This is a genomic window from Methylorubrum sp. GM97 (assembly GCF_024347855.1).
GTDB lineage: Bacteria > Pseudomonadota > Alphaproteobacteria > Rhizobiales > Beijerinckiaceae > Methylobacterium > Methylobacterium extorquens.
In genome coordinates, this window is the sequence record NZ_AP025942.1 from 3,681,791 (window position 1) to 3,698,375 (window position 16,585).

The following is a 16,585-nucleotide window of genomic DNA, read 5'->3' on the forward strand; positions in this document are numbered from 1 at the left end:
CCGTCGCGGGATCCCTACAAGAACCGGGCCGCAGCCTCGCTCCCGCGGCCTTCCGCATCAACCAAGGGTGTGAGCCGGACGAAGTTCCATGCCGGGCAACGGCCACTGCACGGTTCTTGCTATTCCGATTGCTCCTTCCGGCCGCCCGAACTGTAGTAAGGCATGCAACCGGCGGCCGAGCGCACCGCCCGCTCGTTCGAGACAATCGCAGAAGCCTTCGGAGCCTCCGTGTCGATCCAAGCCGCCCTGCACCACGTCACGCATTACCGCTACGACCGGCCGATCGCGCTGGGACCGCAGACGATCCGGCTCCGCCCGGCGCCGCATGCGCGAACCCGGGTGCCGGCCTACGCGCTGAAGGTCAGCCCGGAAAACCACTTCATCAACTGGCAGCAGGATCCGGCCGGCAACTGGCTCGCCCGGCTCGTCTTCCCGGAAAAGACCACGGAACTGCGCATCGAGGTCGATCTCACCGCCGACCTCGCGGTCATCAACCCGTTCGACTTCTTCGTCGAGCCCTACGCCGAGCGCCATCCCTTCGAGTACGAGCCCGATCTGAAGGTCGCGCTGGCGCCCTACCTCGTCCTCGACGACGCGCACGGGCCGGAGATCGACGCCTTCCTCACGCGCATTCCCGAGGAGACCTACACGGTCACCTTCCTCGTGGCGCTCAACGCGCTGCTGCGGGCGGAGGTGAATTACGGCGTGCGCATGGAGCCCGGCGTGCAGACGCCCGCCGAGACGCTCACCCTGCAGAGCGGCTCGTGCCGCGATTCCGCGTGGCTGCTGGTGCAGGTGCTGCGCCGGCTCGGCTTTGCCGCCCGCTTCGTCTCGGGCTACCTGATTCAGCTCGTGCCCGACACCACCGCCGTGGATGGCCCGGCCGGCACCAAGACCGACTTTACCGACCTGCACGCCTGGGCCGAGGTCTACTTGCCCGGCGCCGGATGGATCGGCTTCGACGCCACCTCCGGCCTGCTCACGGGCGAGGGGCACATCCCGCTCGTGGCCACCGCGCATTACAACGCCGCCGCGCCGATCTCGGGGCTCGCCGAACCGGCCAAGGTCGAGTTCGCCTACGAGATGACGATCAGCCGCGTCGCCGAGGCGCCGCGCATCACCAAGCCGTTCTCGGACGAGGTCTGGACCTCGATGGACGCGCTCGGCGAGCGCATCGACGCGGATCTCGCCGAGCAGGACGTGCGCCTGACCATGGGCGGCGAGCCGACCTTCGTCTCGGTGGACGACTTCGAATCCCCCGAATGGAACGTCGCCGCCGTGGGGCCGACCAAGCGGGGCTTGGCCGACCAACTGATCCGCCGCCTGCGGGACCGCTTCGCGCCCGGCGGCATGCTGCATTACGGCCAGGGCAAGTGGTATCCCGGCGAGAGCCTGCCGCGCTGGGCCTTCGCCCTCTACTGGCGCAAGGACGGCGTGCCGATCTGGAAGAACGCCGACCTGATCGCCGTCGAGGACGGCCCGAAGACCGCCACCATCACGGATGCCGAGCGGCTGATCGGTACGCTCGCCGAGCGGCTCGAACTCGCCCGCTTCGTCTTCCCCGCCTACGAGGACGCCGACTACTGGCGGATCCGCGAGAGCGAGTTGCCCGTCAACGTCACGACCGCGGAACCGCAAACTGGCAGCCCGGAGACCGATGCCCGGTTCAGGCGCGTGTTCGGGCGCGGCCTCGACAAGCCCGTCGGCTACGTGCTGCCGCTGGCCAACCTCGCGGCGGGGGAGGGCCGTGTCTGGATCTCCGAGACCTGGAAGTTCCGCCGCGGTGGCGCCTACCTAAATCCCGGCGACTCGCCGCTCGGCTTCCGCCTGCCGCTCGGCTCGCTTCCCTATGTGCCGCCGGATTCCTACCCCTATTACCATCCGCAGGACCCGCTCGACGCGCGCGGCGACCTGCCCGTCGAACCGGGCGGCCCCCGCGACGCTCCCCTGCCGAAGGGCGCCGACCGGGCTAACGGCGCCGGCATGGAGGGTGTGGCCGTGCGCACCGCGCTGTCGGTCGAGCCCCGCGACGGCGTGCTCTGCGTGTTCATGCCGCCTGTGGAGCGGGCCGACAACTATATCGACCTCGTCGGACATCTCGAACGCGTCGCCGAGACCATCGGCCAGCCGATCCATATCGAGGGCTACGAGCCGCCCTACGATCCGCGTCTCCCGGTCATCAAGGTCACGCCCGATCCCGGCGTGATCGAGGTCAACGTCCACCCCGCCGCCTCCTGGCGCGAGGCGGTCGACATCACCCGCGGCCTCTACGAGGAGGCGCGGCAGACGCGCCTGGGCGCCGAGAAGTTCATGATCGACGGGCGCCACACCGGCACCGGCGGGGCAACCACGTCGTGCTCGGCGGTGCGACCCCGTCCGACTCGCCGTTCCTGCGCCGGCCGGACCTGCTGAAGAGCCTCGTGCTGTTCTGGCAGCGGCATCCGTGCCTGTCCTACCTGTTCGCCGGGCTCTATGTCGGCCCGACGAGCCAGGCGCCGCGCATGGACGAGGCCCGCCATGACGGGCTCTACGAATTGGAGATCGCGCTGGCGCAGGTGCCGGAGCCGGATGGGGCCAACATCCCGCACTGGCTGGTGGACCGGCTGTTCCGCAACATCCTCGCTGATGTCACCGGCAACACCCATCGCGCCGAGATCTGCATCGACAAGCTGTTCTCGCCGGACGGCGCCACCGGCCGGCTCGGCCTGCTCGAATTCCGCTCCTTCGAGATGCCGCCGGATGCGCGCATGAGCCTCGCGCAGCAGGTGCTGTTGCGGGCCATCGTGGCGTGGCTCTGGCGCGAGCCGCAGACCGGCGGCTGTGTCCGCTGGGGCACGGCGCTGCACGATCGCTTCATGCTGCCGCATTTCCTCTGGGCGGACTTCCTCTCCGTGCTGGAAGACCTGCGCGGCGGCGGCTACGACTTCGACCCTCAGGCCTTCGCGGCGCAAGCCGAGTTCCGCTTCCCCGTCTTCGGCCGGGTGGAGCAGGGCGGCGTCGGCCTCGAACTGCGCCAAGCGCTGGAGCCGTGGCACGTGCTGGGCGAAGAAGGGTCCGCCGGGGGAACCGTGCGCTTCGTGGACGCATCCGTCGAACGGCTTGAGGTGAAGGTCGAGGGCTTCGTCCCCGGCCGGCACGTCATCGCCTGCAATGGCCGGCGCCTGCCAATGACGCCGACCGGCGCCAGCGGCGAGGCGGTCGCGGGCCTGCGCTTCAAGGCGTGGCAGCCGGCCTCCTCGATGCACCCGACGATCCCGCCGCACGGGCCGCTGACCTTCGACATCTTCGATGCCTGGAGCGGCCGTTCGATCGGCGGCTGCCGCTACCACGTCAGCCATCCGGGCGGGCGCAACTACGACAGCTTCCCCGTCAACGCCTACGAGGCAGAGGGGCGCCGTCTCGCTCGGTTCGAGGCCATGGGCCACACCCCCGGCCGCCTCGCGATGCCGGCCGAGGAGCGCACGGGCGACTTCCCCCTGACCCTCGACCTGCGCACGCCCGCACCCCGATGAGCGCATCGGCCGCCCTCGCGGACGGGCCACCGCCCGACGCCTCCGCCTGGGCGGCCGACGACCCGGCCGCGCGCATGCGCCGCTGGACGGAGGGCTACGCGCCCCGCCCCGGCCTCGCCGACGAGCTGGTCGATGCGGGAGGCAACCTGCGCGGCGGCTGGCCGCGCTTTCTGGAGCGTCTCGCCCGGCTCGACGACCGCGAGGTCGCCGCCCGCTTCCTCTCCGCCGAGCGGCATATCCGCGACGCGGGCATCTCCTACCGGGTCTACGGCGACGGGCGCGAGCATCCCTGGCCGCTGGGCTCGTTGCCGCTCGTCATCGACGCCGCCGACTGGGCGGAGCTGTCGGCCGGGATCGTCCAGCGCGCCGGCCTGATGGAGCGCATCGTCGCCGACATCTACGGCGCGGGCCGGCTCGTCGCGGACGGGTTTCTGCCCGCGGGCGTGGTCGCGGGGCATCCCGAATATCTCCGGCCTGTCCACGGCATCGCCCCGCCCGGCGGGCGCTGGCTGCCGATCTACGCCGCCGATGTCGGCCGAGGCCCCGACGGGCGCTGGCAGGTTCTGGCCGACCGCACCCAGGCGCCCTCGGGGCTCGGCTACGCGCTGGAGAACCGGATGGTGCTCGCCCGCGCCTTCCCGGACCTGTTCGCCGACCTCCATGTCGAGCGCCTGCCCGGCTTCTTCCAGGCGTTCCGCGCCGGGTTGGCCGCCTCCTGCGCCCGCAGCGACCCGCGCATCTGCCTTCTCACTTCGGGCCCCTACAGCAGCACCTATGTCGAGCAGGCCGCGCTCGCCCGCTATCTCGGCTTCCTGCTGGTGGAGGGCGACGACCTCGTGGTGCGGGATGGGCTCCTGCATGTCCGAACCATCGCCGGGCTGAAGCGCACCGACGCGGTCTGGCGCCGGATCGATGCCGACTATCTCGACCCGATGGAGCTGCGCTCGGATTCGCGCCTCGGCGTGCCCGGCATCCTCCAAGTGCTGCGCCGCGGCGGCGCCGTGGTCGGCAACATGCCGGGCTCCGGCGTGCTCGAATCGGCCGCGCTCGGGCCCTACCTGCCGGCCATCGCCCGGCGGCTCACCGGCGAGGAATTGCGGCTCACGGGGCCCCGCACATGGTGGTGCGGCGATCCGGACGGGCTCGATCACGCGCTGGCCAACCTCGACCGTCTGACGCTGCGCGCCGCCGCGACCCCGGTGCGCGGCCCGGAGCGCGACGCGATGCTGGCCGGCCCCGCTCTCGACGCCGCCCGCGCCCGCGCCGTCGCGTCCCTGCGCGAGCGGCCGTTCGATTGGGTGGCGCAGGAGCCCGCGCCGCTCTCGACCATGCCCGCGTGGCAGGATGGGCGGCTCGTCGCACGCCCCTTCGTCATGCGCGTCTTCGCCGCCGCCACGCCCGACGGATGGCGCGTGCTGCCGAGCGCCTTCTGCCGCGTCGCCGAGCACGAGGGCGGCGACCCCAGCGAGATGCGCGCCGGCATCCGCTCCGCCGACGTCTGGGTCCTGTCCGACACGCCCGTCGACACCCCGGGCCTGGTGCACACGAGCGCGCCGCGCATCCGCCGCATCGCCGGCCATCTGCCGTCACGGGCCGCCGACAACCTGTTCTGGTTCGGGCGCTACCTTGAGCGCGCGGAAGCGGTGATCCGCCTCGTCCAGGCCCATCTCGGCGTGTTCAGCGAGGCGATCGCCGCCGACGCCTCCGGCGAGGAGGGCGCGCCGACGGCGCTCGCCATCCGCGCGCTGCTCAAGGATTGGGGCGCGGTGAGCGCGGTCGATCTCCCGCCCGCGGCCGTGGCCGGGGAGGCGCTCTCCGGCAAGACGCTACACGGCTCGGGCCTCGCCCATGTGCTGGAGGCCCGGCGCATCGCCGCCTCCCTGCGCGAGCGGCTGCCGGCCGAATCCTGGCGGGCTCTGGCCGATTTGCGCGACACCCTGGGCTATACGGAAGCCTGGGCGCCGACCGAGGCGCAGCTCTTCGGCAAGGCCGAGCGGGCGCTCGGCCATCTCGCCGCGCTCACCGGCCTGATCCACGAGAATATGGGCCACGCCGCCGGCTGGCGCTTTGCCGATATGGGCCGGCGCGTCGAGCGGGCGATCAACACCTGCGGCTTCGCGCTCCGCTTCTGCAGCCCGGATGCCGGCGCCGAGGATCTCGGCGTGATGCTCTCGCTCGCCGATTCACAGATCGCCTACGGGGCCCGCTACCTCGTCGGCGTGAGCCGCGACGCGGTCTGCGACATGGCGGTGCTCGATCCCAACAATCCCCGCTCCGTCGCCTACCAGCTTCAGGCGATGGTGGCCCATCTCGACGCCCTGCCGGCGCTCGCCGCCGACGGGCTGCCCGAGCCGCACCGCCGCCGGGCGCTGGTGCTGGCCAGCACGCTCCAGACGGCGGAGGCCGCCGCGCTCGACACCGAGACCCTGGAGCGGTTCGAGGCGGATCTGGAGGGCCTCGCCGACGGGATCGCTGGCCGCTATTTCCCCAACGGCCCCGATGCCCTGCGGCCCGAGAAGCTCACGGGTCTCGCTTGATCTACAGCCTGCGTCACCTGACGACCTACCGCTATGCCCGGGCCGTCCGCTTCGCGCGCTGCAACCTGCGCCTTCGCCCCCGCGACGGCGAGGGGCAGCGGGTGCTGGAGAGCGCGCTGCACGTCACGCCCACGCCGACCAGCCGTCTCGCGCGGCGCGACTTCTTCGGTCTCGACACGCTGACCCTGACCCTCGACGAGCCCCATCGCGAATTCACGGTCGAGGCGGTCTCCCGCGTCGCCGTGGAGCGGCCGGCCCCGCCGCCGCCCGAGGCCGGCCTGCCCTGGGAGGCCGTGCGTGCGGCGGCCTTGGCGCTGCCCTCGCTCGGGCCGGACGGGCCGGCGCATTTCCAGTTCCGCAGCCAGCGGGTGCCGCTCGAACCGGCAGTGACGGACTATGCCCGCGCCAGCTTCCCGCCGGGGCGCAGCGCCTATGGCGGCGCGGTCGAGCTGATGCAGCGCATTCGCGACGATTTCCGTTTCGACGCCAAGGCGACCACCGTCTCGACGCCGCTGGCGGAAGCCTTCGCCCTGAGGGCGGGCGTCTGCCAGGACTTCACCCACGTCATGATCGCCGGCCTTCGCGGGCTCGGCCTGCCGGCGGCCTATGTCAGCGGCTACCTGCGCACTCGGCCGCCGGCCGGGCGTCCGCGCCTGCGTGGGGCGGATGCCAGCCACGCCTGGGTCGCCCTCTGGTGCGGGCCCGAGACGGGCGCGGGGGAGGGTGGCTGGATCGGCCTCGACCCGACCAATGCCTGCGTCGTGCGCGACGACCACATCGTTGTGGCACGCGGACGCGATTACGCCGACGTCGCCCCCATCGATGGCATGGTCGCCTCCGCCGGGGAGCAGAAGCTGACCGTCGAGGTCGACGTCATCCCCGAGGACGAGGCGGCCTGAGGGCCGGGCGCGATCAAGCGGCGACCCTGGCGTCCCATCCCGCCATCGTCAGATGGGCGACCGCCTCCAACTCGGCCCGGCTCGCGCCGTCGCGGGCCTGCAGCGACATCCCGCCCTGCACCGTCATTACGAAGCGGGAGAGGGCGGGGAGATCGACCGCGGCACCGAATTCGCCCTCCGCCACCGCCCGGCTCAGTCGCGCCAAGACGCGCTCGAATCCGAGGGCGCGCGCCGCCCGCACGCAAGCGCCGAGCTCCGCATGGCCCTCGCCGCCGACGGCCGAGAGCGTCACCATGCAGCCGCGCGGCGCCTCGGGCGCGCAGACCTGCGTCAGGGCGGCGGCCGTGTCCATCAGCAGGGATTCGACGGCCGCGCGCGCGGTCGGGGCCGCATCGAAGTTGCCCCAGACATGCGCCCCGTATCGCTCGCGGTAGTGGCGCAGGGCCTCCGTGTAGAGCCCCTCCTTCGAGCCGAACGCCGCGTAGAGGCTCGGCGAGCCGATCCCCATCGCCGCGGTCAGCTCGGAGATGGCGGTGGCCGCAAAGCCCTTGCGCCAGAACACGTGCATGGCCTGGGTCAGCGCCGCGTCCCGATCGAAGGCACGCGGCCGGCCGCGACCACGGGTTGGGCCGCAGCTCGGCGGTGCGGCGCCGGGGGAGGGACCGGGTTCAGAATTCTGCATCGATCGTTCTATAATTCGCTTGACCGCGATCGGCAACGCTCGTAGCCAATTCTGTGTCGTTCGATACAGAAAGATCAATCGATGAGTGAACTGGCAGGCAAGCGCGCCCTCGTAACCGGCGCGTCCCGCGGGATCGGCGCCGCCATCGCCCTGGCGCTGGCGGAGCGGGGGGCGGACGTCGCGATCACCTACGAGCGCTCGGCCGAGCGAGCGGCGGAAGTCGTGCGGGCGATCGAGGGACAGGGCCGGCGCGGCCTCGCCATCCAGGCCGACAGCGCGGACGCCGCGGCAGTGAAGCGCTCGGTCGAGACGGCCGCGGCGGAACTCGGCGGACTCGACATCCTCGTGAACAATGCCGGCATCGCCCGCGGCGGCCCGGTGACGGAGATGTCTTTGGCCGATATCGACGCGCTGCTGGCCGTGAACATTCGCTCCGTGGTGCTGGCCTCGCAGGCGGCGATCCCGCATCTCGGGGAGGGCGGACGGATCATCTCGATCGGCTCGTGCCTGGGCGAGCGCGTGCCGTTTCCCGGCGTCACGGTCTACTCGATGACGAAGTCCGCGCTGCTCTCGTTCACCCGTGGTCTCGCTCGCGAACTCGGGCCTCAGGGCATCACCGTGAACCTCGTGCAGCCGGGCTCGACCGACACCGACATGAATCCGTCCAACGGCGAACAGTCGGACCTCCAGCGCGCCATGACCGCGCTCGGCCATTACGGCCGGCCGGAGGACATCGCTGCCGCGGTCGCCTTCCTGGCGAGCCCGGCGGCGCGACAGATCACGGGGACCACCCTCACGGTCGATGGCGGCGCCAACGCCTGACCAACCCCGGCGGCCCGGACGCGCTCCGGGCCGCCGATCTCAGCCGGAGACGCCGGCCCGGTAGAGCCGCCCGCGCTCGGTCCAGGCCACGGTGAGCAGGGCCAGCGCGCCGAGCAGGGCGTAGCCATAGGCCACCGGCATCACCGTGCCGTCGAAGGCGTGCCCGATGACAAAGCCGCAGAAGGCGCCCAGGATCGTGGTGTAAAAGCCGAGGAACGACGAGGCCGTGCCGGCGATCGCCCCGAGCGGCTGCAGCGCGAGCGCGTTGAAGTTCGGCAGGGCGAAGCTGATCAGGAACTGGTTCAGCGCCAGCACCGACAGGAACAGCACCAGCGGCGGATGCCCCTGATAGTGCAGGCCGATGCCGACCTGCACGAGGCCGACCGCCGTGAAGGCGGTCACGCCCGCATGCGACAGGGTCCGCATCCCGAGCCAGCGCACGACGCGGGAATTGATCAGCGTCGCCGCCCCCATGGCGCCGGCCACCACGCCGAAGGCGACGGGGAACAGGCCGCCGAGATGGTAGAGCCCGGTGTCGAACACCTGCTGGGCCGAGCCGACATAGCCCATGATGCAGCCCGTCAGCAGGCCGAGCGCCGTGGCGTAGCCGATCGCCGCGCGGTTGCGCAGCACCGTGGCGAGCGCCTGCCCCGTGGCCCGCAGCGAGAGCGGGCGGCGGTACTCGGGATGCAGCGTCTCGGGCATGCGCAGGGCGAACCACAACGTGAGGATGCCGCCCAGCGCCAGCATCGACACGAACACCCAGATCCACGAGCCGAGCAGCAGCATGGTCGCGCCGATCGCCGGCCCGAGCATCGGCACGATCAGAAACACCATCATGATGAGCGACATCACGCTCGCCATCTCGCGGCCGGAGAAGCGGTCGCGCACGATCGCGGTGGCGAGCACCCGGCCACCCGCCGCGCCCATGCCCTGGATGACGCGGGAGGCGAGCAGCCACTCGTAGCTCGGCGCCAGCATCGAGAGGATGCAGCCGGCGGTGTAGATGCCGAGGCTGATCAGCAGGGTCGGCCGCCGCCCGAGCGCGTCCGAGACCGGCCCGTAGACGATCTGCGCCACCCCGAAGCCGATCATGTAGACGTAGACGAGGAGCTGCAGGCTGTTGGGGTCGGCGACCCCGAACCGCTCCTGGATCAGGGGGAAGGCCGGCAGCAGGTTGTCGATCGACATGGCGGTGACCGCCATCATCAGCGCGACGATGCCGACGAACTCGGCAAAGCCCGGCCCGACCCAGGGTGATGGATTCGAGGGGGATGGACTCGAAGGAGACGGGCTCGCCGGCGGGCCCGCGGGCACGCTCCGGGCAGCCTCCCGCGAACCGCCCGGCGAGGCCTCGGAGGCCGGGCTTCCGAGGGTAGGCCGAGGGGAGGATATCACGGTCGCGGATGCTCTCAGGGGCAGCATCCGGCTTGGGACCGGGCGCAGCGGGACAAGGGGTTGGCGTGTCGTAACGCGGGGGAAGCCGGCGCTATCCCTCCCCCATACGGGAAGGAGGGTTGTCTGCGACGCGGCGCCTATTTCGGCTTCCCGTCGCCTTCAGTCATCGCCGCGCTGAGCCGGGCGTAGTTCCGGGTTACGAGGGTGATGTTGGCAGGGGACGGCTTTTCGGGTTCGCCCGCCGCGAGCGCCGCCTCGATCTCCTTGACCGCTTCGGCCTTCTCCGTGGCGGGCATCGACTTGTCGGCCTGGACAGCCGCCAGTTGCTTCTTCAGCAACGGCGTTGCGCCGACATAGCTCTTCGTCTCGGGATCGATGCCGCCGAGCACCGCATCGACGGTGTCGCTGGCATCCTGAAACTCTTCGAGGCTGGCAAAGCCGTTCCGCTTCACGATCGCCTCGGCCTGGGCTTGCGCCTGCGCCTCGGCCTTCGGATCGGGCTTGTCGGGCGCGGCGCCGGGCAGCGCCGCGAGTTCGGGCTGGGCGACGAGGAGGCCGTAGATCTGTCCTTGCGTCAGCGCGATCGCCTTGCCCGGCTCCGGCGCTGTAGCCTGGGCAGGGGCTTGGGCAGGGACTTGGGCAGGCGCCTGGGCGAGCGCGCGGCCCGGAACCAGGGCGGTTCCGGCGAGGAGGGCGGAGACGGAAGCGGCGAACAGGCTGCGCGATAGGATCGTCATGATCGTCTGCCTCTGGTGTCGTGTCGGCGGCGCCGAGGAAAACTCCGCAAGCGCCGTGGCTTTCGCCCGCGCCGGGGGCTTGTCGCAGCGGGTCGCGGCGAAAGCGTGATGGCATCCGGGGGCGGCCCGCTCCGTGCGCGACCGCATTCGCCACGCCGCAGCCGCAAAGCCGGCCTCTGCTTCGCGGCCAAGCTGGCTGCCAAGTTCGCAGTCAAGCCGCCGACCAGAAGGAGAACAGCAGCCCGTGAGCCGTGCCCTCTTGAGCCGTGCCCCCGTGAGCCCGCGTCGCCCGCTGCCTGTTCGCGCAGCCTGGCTCGCCGTCGCGATCGCGCTGGCGGCCCTGAGCCCGGCGTGCGCGCACGATGATGTTACGGCGCGGGCGCAGGGACTCGTCGCCCCTTACGTCGAGGCGGGCCTGTTCTCCGGCGTCATTCTCGTGGCCCGGGACGGGCGGCCGGTCTTCCGCCAAGCCTACGGCCTCGCCGAGCGCGAGTGGGAGATCCCCAATACGCCGCAGACCCATTTCCGCATCGGCTCGCTGACCAAGGCTTTCACCGCGGCGGCCGTGCTGAAGCTCGCCGAGGCCGGCCGGCTCGGGCTCGACGATCCCGTCCGCCGCTGGGTTCCGTCCGTGCCGGAAGCCTGGGCGGGGGTGAGCCTGCGCCACCTGCTCCAGCACCGCTCCGGCATCATCAACTTCACGGCGCTGCCGAACTATTACGACCAGATCGCGCGGGTCGATCACACGCCCGCGCAGATCGTGGCGCTGACGGCGGGCGACCCGCTGCTGTTCCCGCCGGGGATACGCTTCGAGTACAGCAACACCAATTACGTGCTGCTCGGGATGGTGATCGAGGCCGCCTCGGGCCTCTCCTACGAAGGCTACCTGCGCGAAAACATCCTCGCGCCGCTGAGGCTGAAAGAGACCGGCTACGACGACCTCACCGTGATCCTGCCGCGGCGGGCCGCCGGCTACCGGCGGGGGCGGGCGCAGTGGCGCAACGCGGTGCCGATGGCGGCGAGTTCGGCCTATGCCGCGGGCGCGCTCTATTCCACGGTCGATGACCTGCTCGCCTGGGACGAGGCGCTCGCCGGCCCACGCCTGCTCTCCGAAGCTTCGCGCGCGGCGATGTTCGACGATCGCGGCACCGGCTACGGTCTCGGCTGGTTCGTCTCCCGCGCCTTTGGGAAACCCGGCGACAAGACGAGCGGCCACCGCGTCTTCGGCCATGCCGGGTCGATCCCCGGCTTCCTCTCGATCAACGACGTCTATCCCGACGACCGGCTCACGGTGATCGTGCTCTCGAACACCGAGACCGCGCCGGCCCAGAAGATCGCCCGCGACCTCGCCGCCCTCCATCTCGGCCATTACGCGGCGCCCGAAGAGATCGTGCTGGAGGACGTGATCCTCGACCGCTACCCCGGCACCTACCGCCTCGGCCCCCGCGCCTTCCTCACCGTCGCCCGCGAGGGCCGGGGCCTGACGGCGCGGGCGGAAGGGCCGGGGCTGCGCGAGCCCGCCTTCCCCTTCGTGCCCGAGAGCGACCGCACCTTCGTCAGCCCCGTCGCCGACATGCGCCTGACCTTCGAGACGGAGCCCGACGGCACGCCCACCGGGGCGATCCTTCATCGCGACGGCCGCGACCGGACCGGGCCGCGCGTGACCGCCGAGGAGGCGCGAGCCGTGCTCGCCGAGCCGCCGCAGGCACACCGCGAAGTCGCCATCGACCGCTCCGGCCTGGCGGCGCTCGCCGGCCGCTACGCCCTGGGACCGGGCTCCGAGATCGCGGTGACCATCGAGGACGGGCGGATCTTCGCGCAAACCACGCGGCAGCCGCGCAACGAACTCGTCCCCGAGGGCGAGCGCGCCTTCTTCCTGCGCACGGTCGATGCGCAGATCCGCTTCACCGCCGACGAGACCGGCCGCGTCACCGGCCTGATCCTGCACCGGAACGGCCTCGAGACCGACGCGCCGCGCCTGCCCGACGAGGGCGCCACGCCCCCGCTCCTTGGACAAAGGGCGGGGTCGCCAGGGGGCCTGAAAGGGTCTAACTGATGGAGCCGCAGCCGCCCCCGGCGGCAGGCAAAAACAATTGCGAAGACAGTCAAGTCGGCGGCCACCAGAAGCCGCGTTGGACAAAAGTCCAGCTTGATCGGACGAGGCGACTGCTCTTGTCTCCCGCCAAGACGCGGCAAGACCGGCGGCAAGAGCGGTCAACGAACAAGCGCAATGGAGGAAACGCGATGAACAAGCCCGAATTCCTGGCGGATGCCAAGACGAAGTCGCCGTTTTCGGCGCGCTACGACAACTTCATCGGCGGCCAGTGGGTCGCGCCGGCGAGCGGCCGCTACTTCGAGAACACCTCCCCCATCACCGGCAAGGTGATCTGCGAGGTCGCCCGCTCCGAGGCGGCGGACATCGAGCGGGCGCTCGACGCCGCGCACGCCGCCAAGGATGCCTGGGGCCGCACCGCGCCGGCCGAGCGCGCCCGCATCCTCAACAAGATCGCCGACCGGATGGAGGACAACCTCGATCTGATCGCGCTGGCCGAGACCTGGGACAACGGCAAGCCGATCCGCGAGACCACCGCCGCGGACATCCCGCTCGCCATCGACCACTGGCGCTACTTCGCCAGTTGCGTCCGCGCCCAGGAAGGCGCGATCTCCGAGATCGACCACGACACGGTAGCCTACCACTTCCACGAGCCGCTCGGCGTCGTCGGCCAGATCATCCCGTGGAACTTCCCGATCCTGATGGCGGTGTGGAAGCTGGCTCCCGCGATCGCCGCCGGCAACTGTGTGGTGCTCAAGCCCGCCGAGCAGACCCCCGCCTCGATCCTCGTGGTGATGGAGCTGATCGGCGACCTGCTGCCGCCCGGCGTCATCAACGTCGTCAACGGCTTCGGCCTGGAGGCCGGCAAGCCGCTCGCCTCGAACCCGCGCATCGCCAAGATCGCGTTCACCGGTGAGACGACCACCGGCCGCCTCATCATGCAGTACGCCTCGCAGAACCTGATCCCGGTGACGCTGGAGCTCGGCGGCAAGTCGCCGAACATCTTCTTCGGGGATGTCGTCAACGAGGACGACGACTTCTTCGACAAGGCGCTCGAAGGCTTCACCATGTTCGCCCTCAACCAGGGCGAAGTCTGCACCTGCCCGAGCCGCGCGCTCGTGCACGAGTCGATCTACGACCGCTTCATCGAGCGCGCGATCAAGCGCGTCGAGGCGATCACCCAGGGCTCGCCGCTCGATCCGGCCACGATGATCGGCGCGCAGGCCTCTTCGGAGCAGCTCGAGAAGATCCTCAGCTACGTCGATATCGGCCGCCAGGAAGGCGCCGAGTGCCTCACGGGCGGCGCCCGCGGCACCCGCGAGGGCGATCTGGCCGACGGCTTCTACATGCAGCCGACGGTGTTCAAGGGCCACAACAAGATGCGGATCTTCCAGGAGGAGATCTTCGGGCCCGTCCTCTCGGTGACGACCTTCAAGGACGACGAGGAAGCGCTCGCCATCGCCAACGACACGCTCTACGGCCTCGGCGCCGGCGTGTGGACCCGCGACGGAACCCGCGCCTACCGCTTCGGCCGCGCCATCCAGGCCGGCCGCGTCTGGACGAACTGCTACCACGCCTACCCGGCGCACGCGGCCTTCGGCGGCTACAAGCAGTCCGGCATCGGCCGTGAGACCCACAAGATGATGCTCGACCACTACCAGCAGACCAAGAACATGCTGGTCAGCTACTCCTCGAAGAAGCTCGGGTTCTTCTAAGACCTTCGAGAGTTCGAGACCGACTTCAGCCCCGGCCGCAAGGCCGGGGCTTTTTGCATTTCCGGCATGCGCCTCACCGGCCGGCCTTCGGGAGCAGCCCCTGTGCGGTCGCGAGGACCCGGCGTCGCCCGGCCTGATGGCATCGGGTCGGTGCCTCTCGGTCCTTGTTGTGGTGCGCATTCCTTCGACGAGCCGGTGACCACTTCGTCGGAATGTGCTTCCGCCGTCGCCGCTCCGGAGCCGAGCCTCGAAGACCGGCGGCTTCAGCCCGTCCCTGTCACCTCATCAGTTGATGCAACCGATGAACGAACATCGACACAACTATCAACCTCTGATCAGGACAAACGAAATAAGTCCGCCAATAATCCCAGTCAAAATCATTATATCTCATTGAAACAGCAATAATCGGGCAGGGCGCGCCGCATTCGGATTTAGATTCCATTATCAAACTCATGATAGATTTGAGGAGAAATTAGACTGGGGCGAAAAATGAGAATTAGCATCAAAGCAATACTCGTTGGCATGTTTGCCATCTTGACGATTGTATCCGCCATTCAGGGACTCGTTTCGATCAAAGCCCTCCAAACGAATGGCGAGAGCACGAACGTCATCATCACCAATGCAATTCCGTCCCTCAATCAGGCGAGCCGCATCAATAGGCTCATTCTGCAGGTCAGAACGGCCCAGCTGCGGTTCCTGACCGCACCCAATGATGCGATCAGGAAAGAAGACCTCGCCTTGGCGCATGAGTTGATGGAGGCGCGCACCGCGGAGCTCGACAAGTACAAGGTGCTCATCGCCAGTAGCACTGAGCAGGCCGCCTACGACGACCTCATCCAGACGGTCGGCGCGCTGAAGCAGGACTGGTCCAAGCTGCTGCGGATCGCCGAAACAAACGCCGATCAGGCGCTGGTGCTGTTCCGGACGGAGAACCATGCACGGTATCGCGCCGCCGCCGCCGCCGCGACCCGGCTCGTCGATCTGAACTTCGAGGTGAGCAAGGCCGCCGGAGAGGCCGCGCAGATCCAACAGACTCAGGCGATCCATACGGCCATCGCGATGCTGGTCGCGGGCCTCGTCGTCACGATCCTGGCCATGGCGTTCTCCATCTTCGGCGTGGCCCGGCCCATCGAGCAGATGACGCGCGCGATGCGCGACATCGCGAGCGGCGATACCGACCGGGAGGTGCCGTCCAAGGGCCGACGGAACGAGATCGGCGAGATGGCATCCACCGTCGAGGTGTTCCGCACGAACCTGATCCATACGCGCAAGCTGGAGGAGGACACCGCTCTCGCCCGCGCCTCGGCGGAGGAGCAGCGCAAGGCCGGCATGCGGCAGATGGCCGACCATTTCGAAACGATGGTCAGCGGGATCATCGGCATGGTGACCTCGTCCGCCAGCCAGTTGCAGGCGACGGCCCGGAGCATGTCGGGAACGGCCACCGAGACGGCGTCGCAATCCCTGACCGTGGCGTCCGCGGCTGAGGAGGCGGCGGCGAACGTGCAGACCGTGGCCGCCGCGGCCGAGGAACTCGGCGCCTCGGTGCAGGAGATCGGCCGCCAGGTGGCGAGTTCGGCGGACTTGGCCGAGAGCGCGGTCGGCGAGGCCGACCATACGGCGGTGCTGGTGCAGAACCTGTCGAACGCCGCCGCTCAGATCAACAACGTCGTCGCGATGATCTCGACGATCGCCGGTCAGACAAACCTGCTGGCGCTGAACGCGACGATCGAGGCGGCGCGTGCCGGCGAGGCGGGCCGCGGCTTCGCCGTCGTCGCGTCCGAGGTGAAGGAGCTCGCCAACCAGACGTCGCGCGCCACCGACGAAATCGCCTCCCAGATCGGCACAATCCAAGGGGCGACCGGGCAGGCGGTGGCTGCCATCGGCGGCATCGCCAGCCGCATCAGGGAGATTAACGGCGTGGCGTCGAGCATCGCCGCCGCGGTGGAGCAGCAGGGGGCGGCGACTCAGGAGATCGTGCGCAACGTCGCCCAGGCTGCGATCGGCACCGGCGAGGTGACGACGAACATCACCAGCGTGGCCGGCGCCGCCGAGGAGACGGGGGCTGCCGCGAGCCAGGTCCTGAGCGCCGCCGCGGAGCTGTCACGCCAGTCCGAGAACCTCTCGACGGAGGTTCAGCGCTTTCTCGCCACGGTGCGGGCCGCCTGATCGACGCGCCAAGCCGCGCCACCATATCCCGAACGGCATCCGAGGCCGCCGTCACGCGAGTGCG

9 protein-coding genes and 1 pseudogene are annotated in these 16,585 nt (G+C 70.1%); 7 read left to right on the forward strand and 3 right to left on the reverse strand.

Features of this window, described 5'->3' with window-relative positions; genetic code table 11:
* The first annotated feature begins 162 nt into the window (after window positions 1-162).
* The 3 genes and pseudogenes from MSPGM_RS17105 to MSPGM_RS17115 all read left to right on the forward strand — a co-directional run bounded on the left by MSPGM_RS17105 (window position 163) and on the right by MSPGM_RS17115 (window position 6,948).
* A pseudogene (locus tag MSPGM_RS17105) lies at window positions 163-3,512 on the forward strand (DUF2126 domain-containing protein).
* A complete protein-coding gene (locus MSPGM_RS17110; protein WP_012753321.1) occupies window positions 3,509-6,049 on the forward strand; it encodes a circularly permuted type 2 ATP-grasp protein in 2,541 nt (846 codons plus the stop codon). Before MSPGM_RS17105 ends, MSPGM_RS17110 begins: the two are co-directional and overlap by 4 nt.
* Entirely contained in the window at window positions 6,046-6,948 is a 903-nt protein-coding gene (locus MSPGM_RS17115) for a transglutaminase N-terminal domain-containing protein (RefSeq protein WP_003602469.1), read from the forward strand. The genes MSPGM_RS17110 and MSPGM_RS17115 overlap by 4 nt, the downstream gene beginning before the upstream one ends.
* 13 nt (window positions 6,949-6,961) lie before the next feature.
* Here the strand turns inward: MSPGM_RS17115 and MSPGM_RS17120 are convergent, their stop codons facing one another.
* Window positions 6,962-7,630 (reverse strand): TetR/AcrR family transcriptional regulator, encoded by a 669-nt coding sequence (locus tag MSPGM_RS17120; protein WP_190273136.1) that lies wholly within the window; start codon window positions 7,628-7,630, stop codon window positions 6,962-6,964.
* Window positions 7,631-7,711: 81 nt separating this feature from the next.
* Here MSPGM_RS17120 and MSPGM_RS17125 point away from each other — a divergent pair, with 81 nt between their 5' ends.
* Complete coding sequence (locus MSPGM_RS17125) at window positions 7,712-8,452, forward strand: 3-oxoacyl-ACP reductase family protein (RefSeq protein ID WP_003602472.1); 741 nt, start codon at window positions 7,712-7,714, stop codon at window positions 8,450-8,452.
* Between the two features lie 39 nt (window positions 8,453-8,491).
* On the opposite strand, the gene MSPGM_RS17130 is transcribed toward MSPGM_RS17125, so the two are convergent.
* Window positions 8,492-9,658: a multidrug effflux MFS transporter gene (locus tag MSPGM_RS17130; protein WP_012753322.1), complete on the reverse strand. Its 1,167-nt coding sequence runs from the start codon at window positions 9,656-9,658 to the stop codon at window positions 8,492-8,494.
* Between the two features lie 329 nt (window positions 9,659-9,987).
* Window positions 9,988-10,587, reverse strand: coding sequence for a hypothetical protein (locus tag MSPGM_RS17135; protein WP_003602476.1), 600 nt, complete (start codon window positions 10,585-10,587; stop codon window positions 9,988-9,990).
* A gap of 244 nt (window positions 10,588-10,831) precedes the next feature.
* On the opposite strand from MSPGM_RS17135, the gene MSPGM_RS17140 reads away from it, so the two are divergent.
* From MSPGM_RS17140 to MSPGM_RS17150, 3 genes are all read left to right on the forward strand, one after another.
* The gene (locus MSPGM_RS17140) at window positions 10,832-12,643 is read left to right on the forward strand and encodes a serine hydrolase (protein WP_261925719.1); all 1,812 of its coding nucleotides are present in this window, start codon (window positions 10,832-10,834) and stop codon (window positions 12,641-12,643) included.
* A gap of 188 nt (window positions 12,644-12,831) precedes the next feature.
* The gene (adh, locus tag MSPGM_RS17145) at window positions 12,832-14,355 is read left to right on the forward strand and encodes an aldehyde dehydrogenase (protein ID WP_003602479.1); all 1,524 of its coding nucleotides are present in this window, start codon (window positions 12,832-12,834) and stop codon (window positions 14,353-14,355) included.
* A gap of 489 nt (window positions 14,356-14,844) precedes the next feature.
* Window positions 14,845-16,521, forward strand: coding sequence for a methyl-accepting chemotaxis protein (locus MSPGM_RS17150; RefSeq protein WP_015951769.1), 1,677 nt, complete (start codon window positions 14,845-14,847; stop codon window positions 16,519-16,521).
* Window positions 16,522-16,585: the final 64 nt, after the last annotated feature.

Coding starts and splice junctions, on each gene's coding strand:
- MSPGM_RS17150 (WP_015951769.1), top strand. CDS start 14,845: ATGAGAATTAGCATCAAAGCAATACTCGTTGGCATGTTTGCCATCTTG.
- MSPGM_RS17110 (WP_012753321.1), top strand. CDS start 3,509: ATGAGCGCATCGGCCGCCCTCGCGGACGGGCCACCGCCCGACGCCTCC.
- MSPGM_RS17125 (WP_003602472.1), top strand. CDS start 7,712: ATGAGTGAACTGGCAGGCAAGCGCGCCCTCGTAACCGGCGCGTCCCGC.
- MSPGM_RS17130 (WP_012753322.1), bottom strand. CDS start 9,658: ATGGCGGTCACCGCCATGTCGATCGACAACCTGCTGCCGGCCTTCCCC.
- adh (WP_003602479.1), top strand. CDS start 12,832: ATGAACAAGCCCGAATTCCTGGCGGATGCCAAGACGAAGTCGCCGTTT.
- MSPGM_RS17135 (WP_003602476.1), bottom strand. CDS start 10,587: ATGACGATCCTATCGCGCAGCCTGTTCGCCGCTTCCGTCTCCGCCCTC.
- MSPGM_RS17120 (WP_190273136.1), bottom strand. CDS start 7,630: ATGCAGAATTCTGAACCCGGTCCCTCCCCCGGCGCCGCACCGCCGAGC.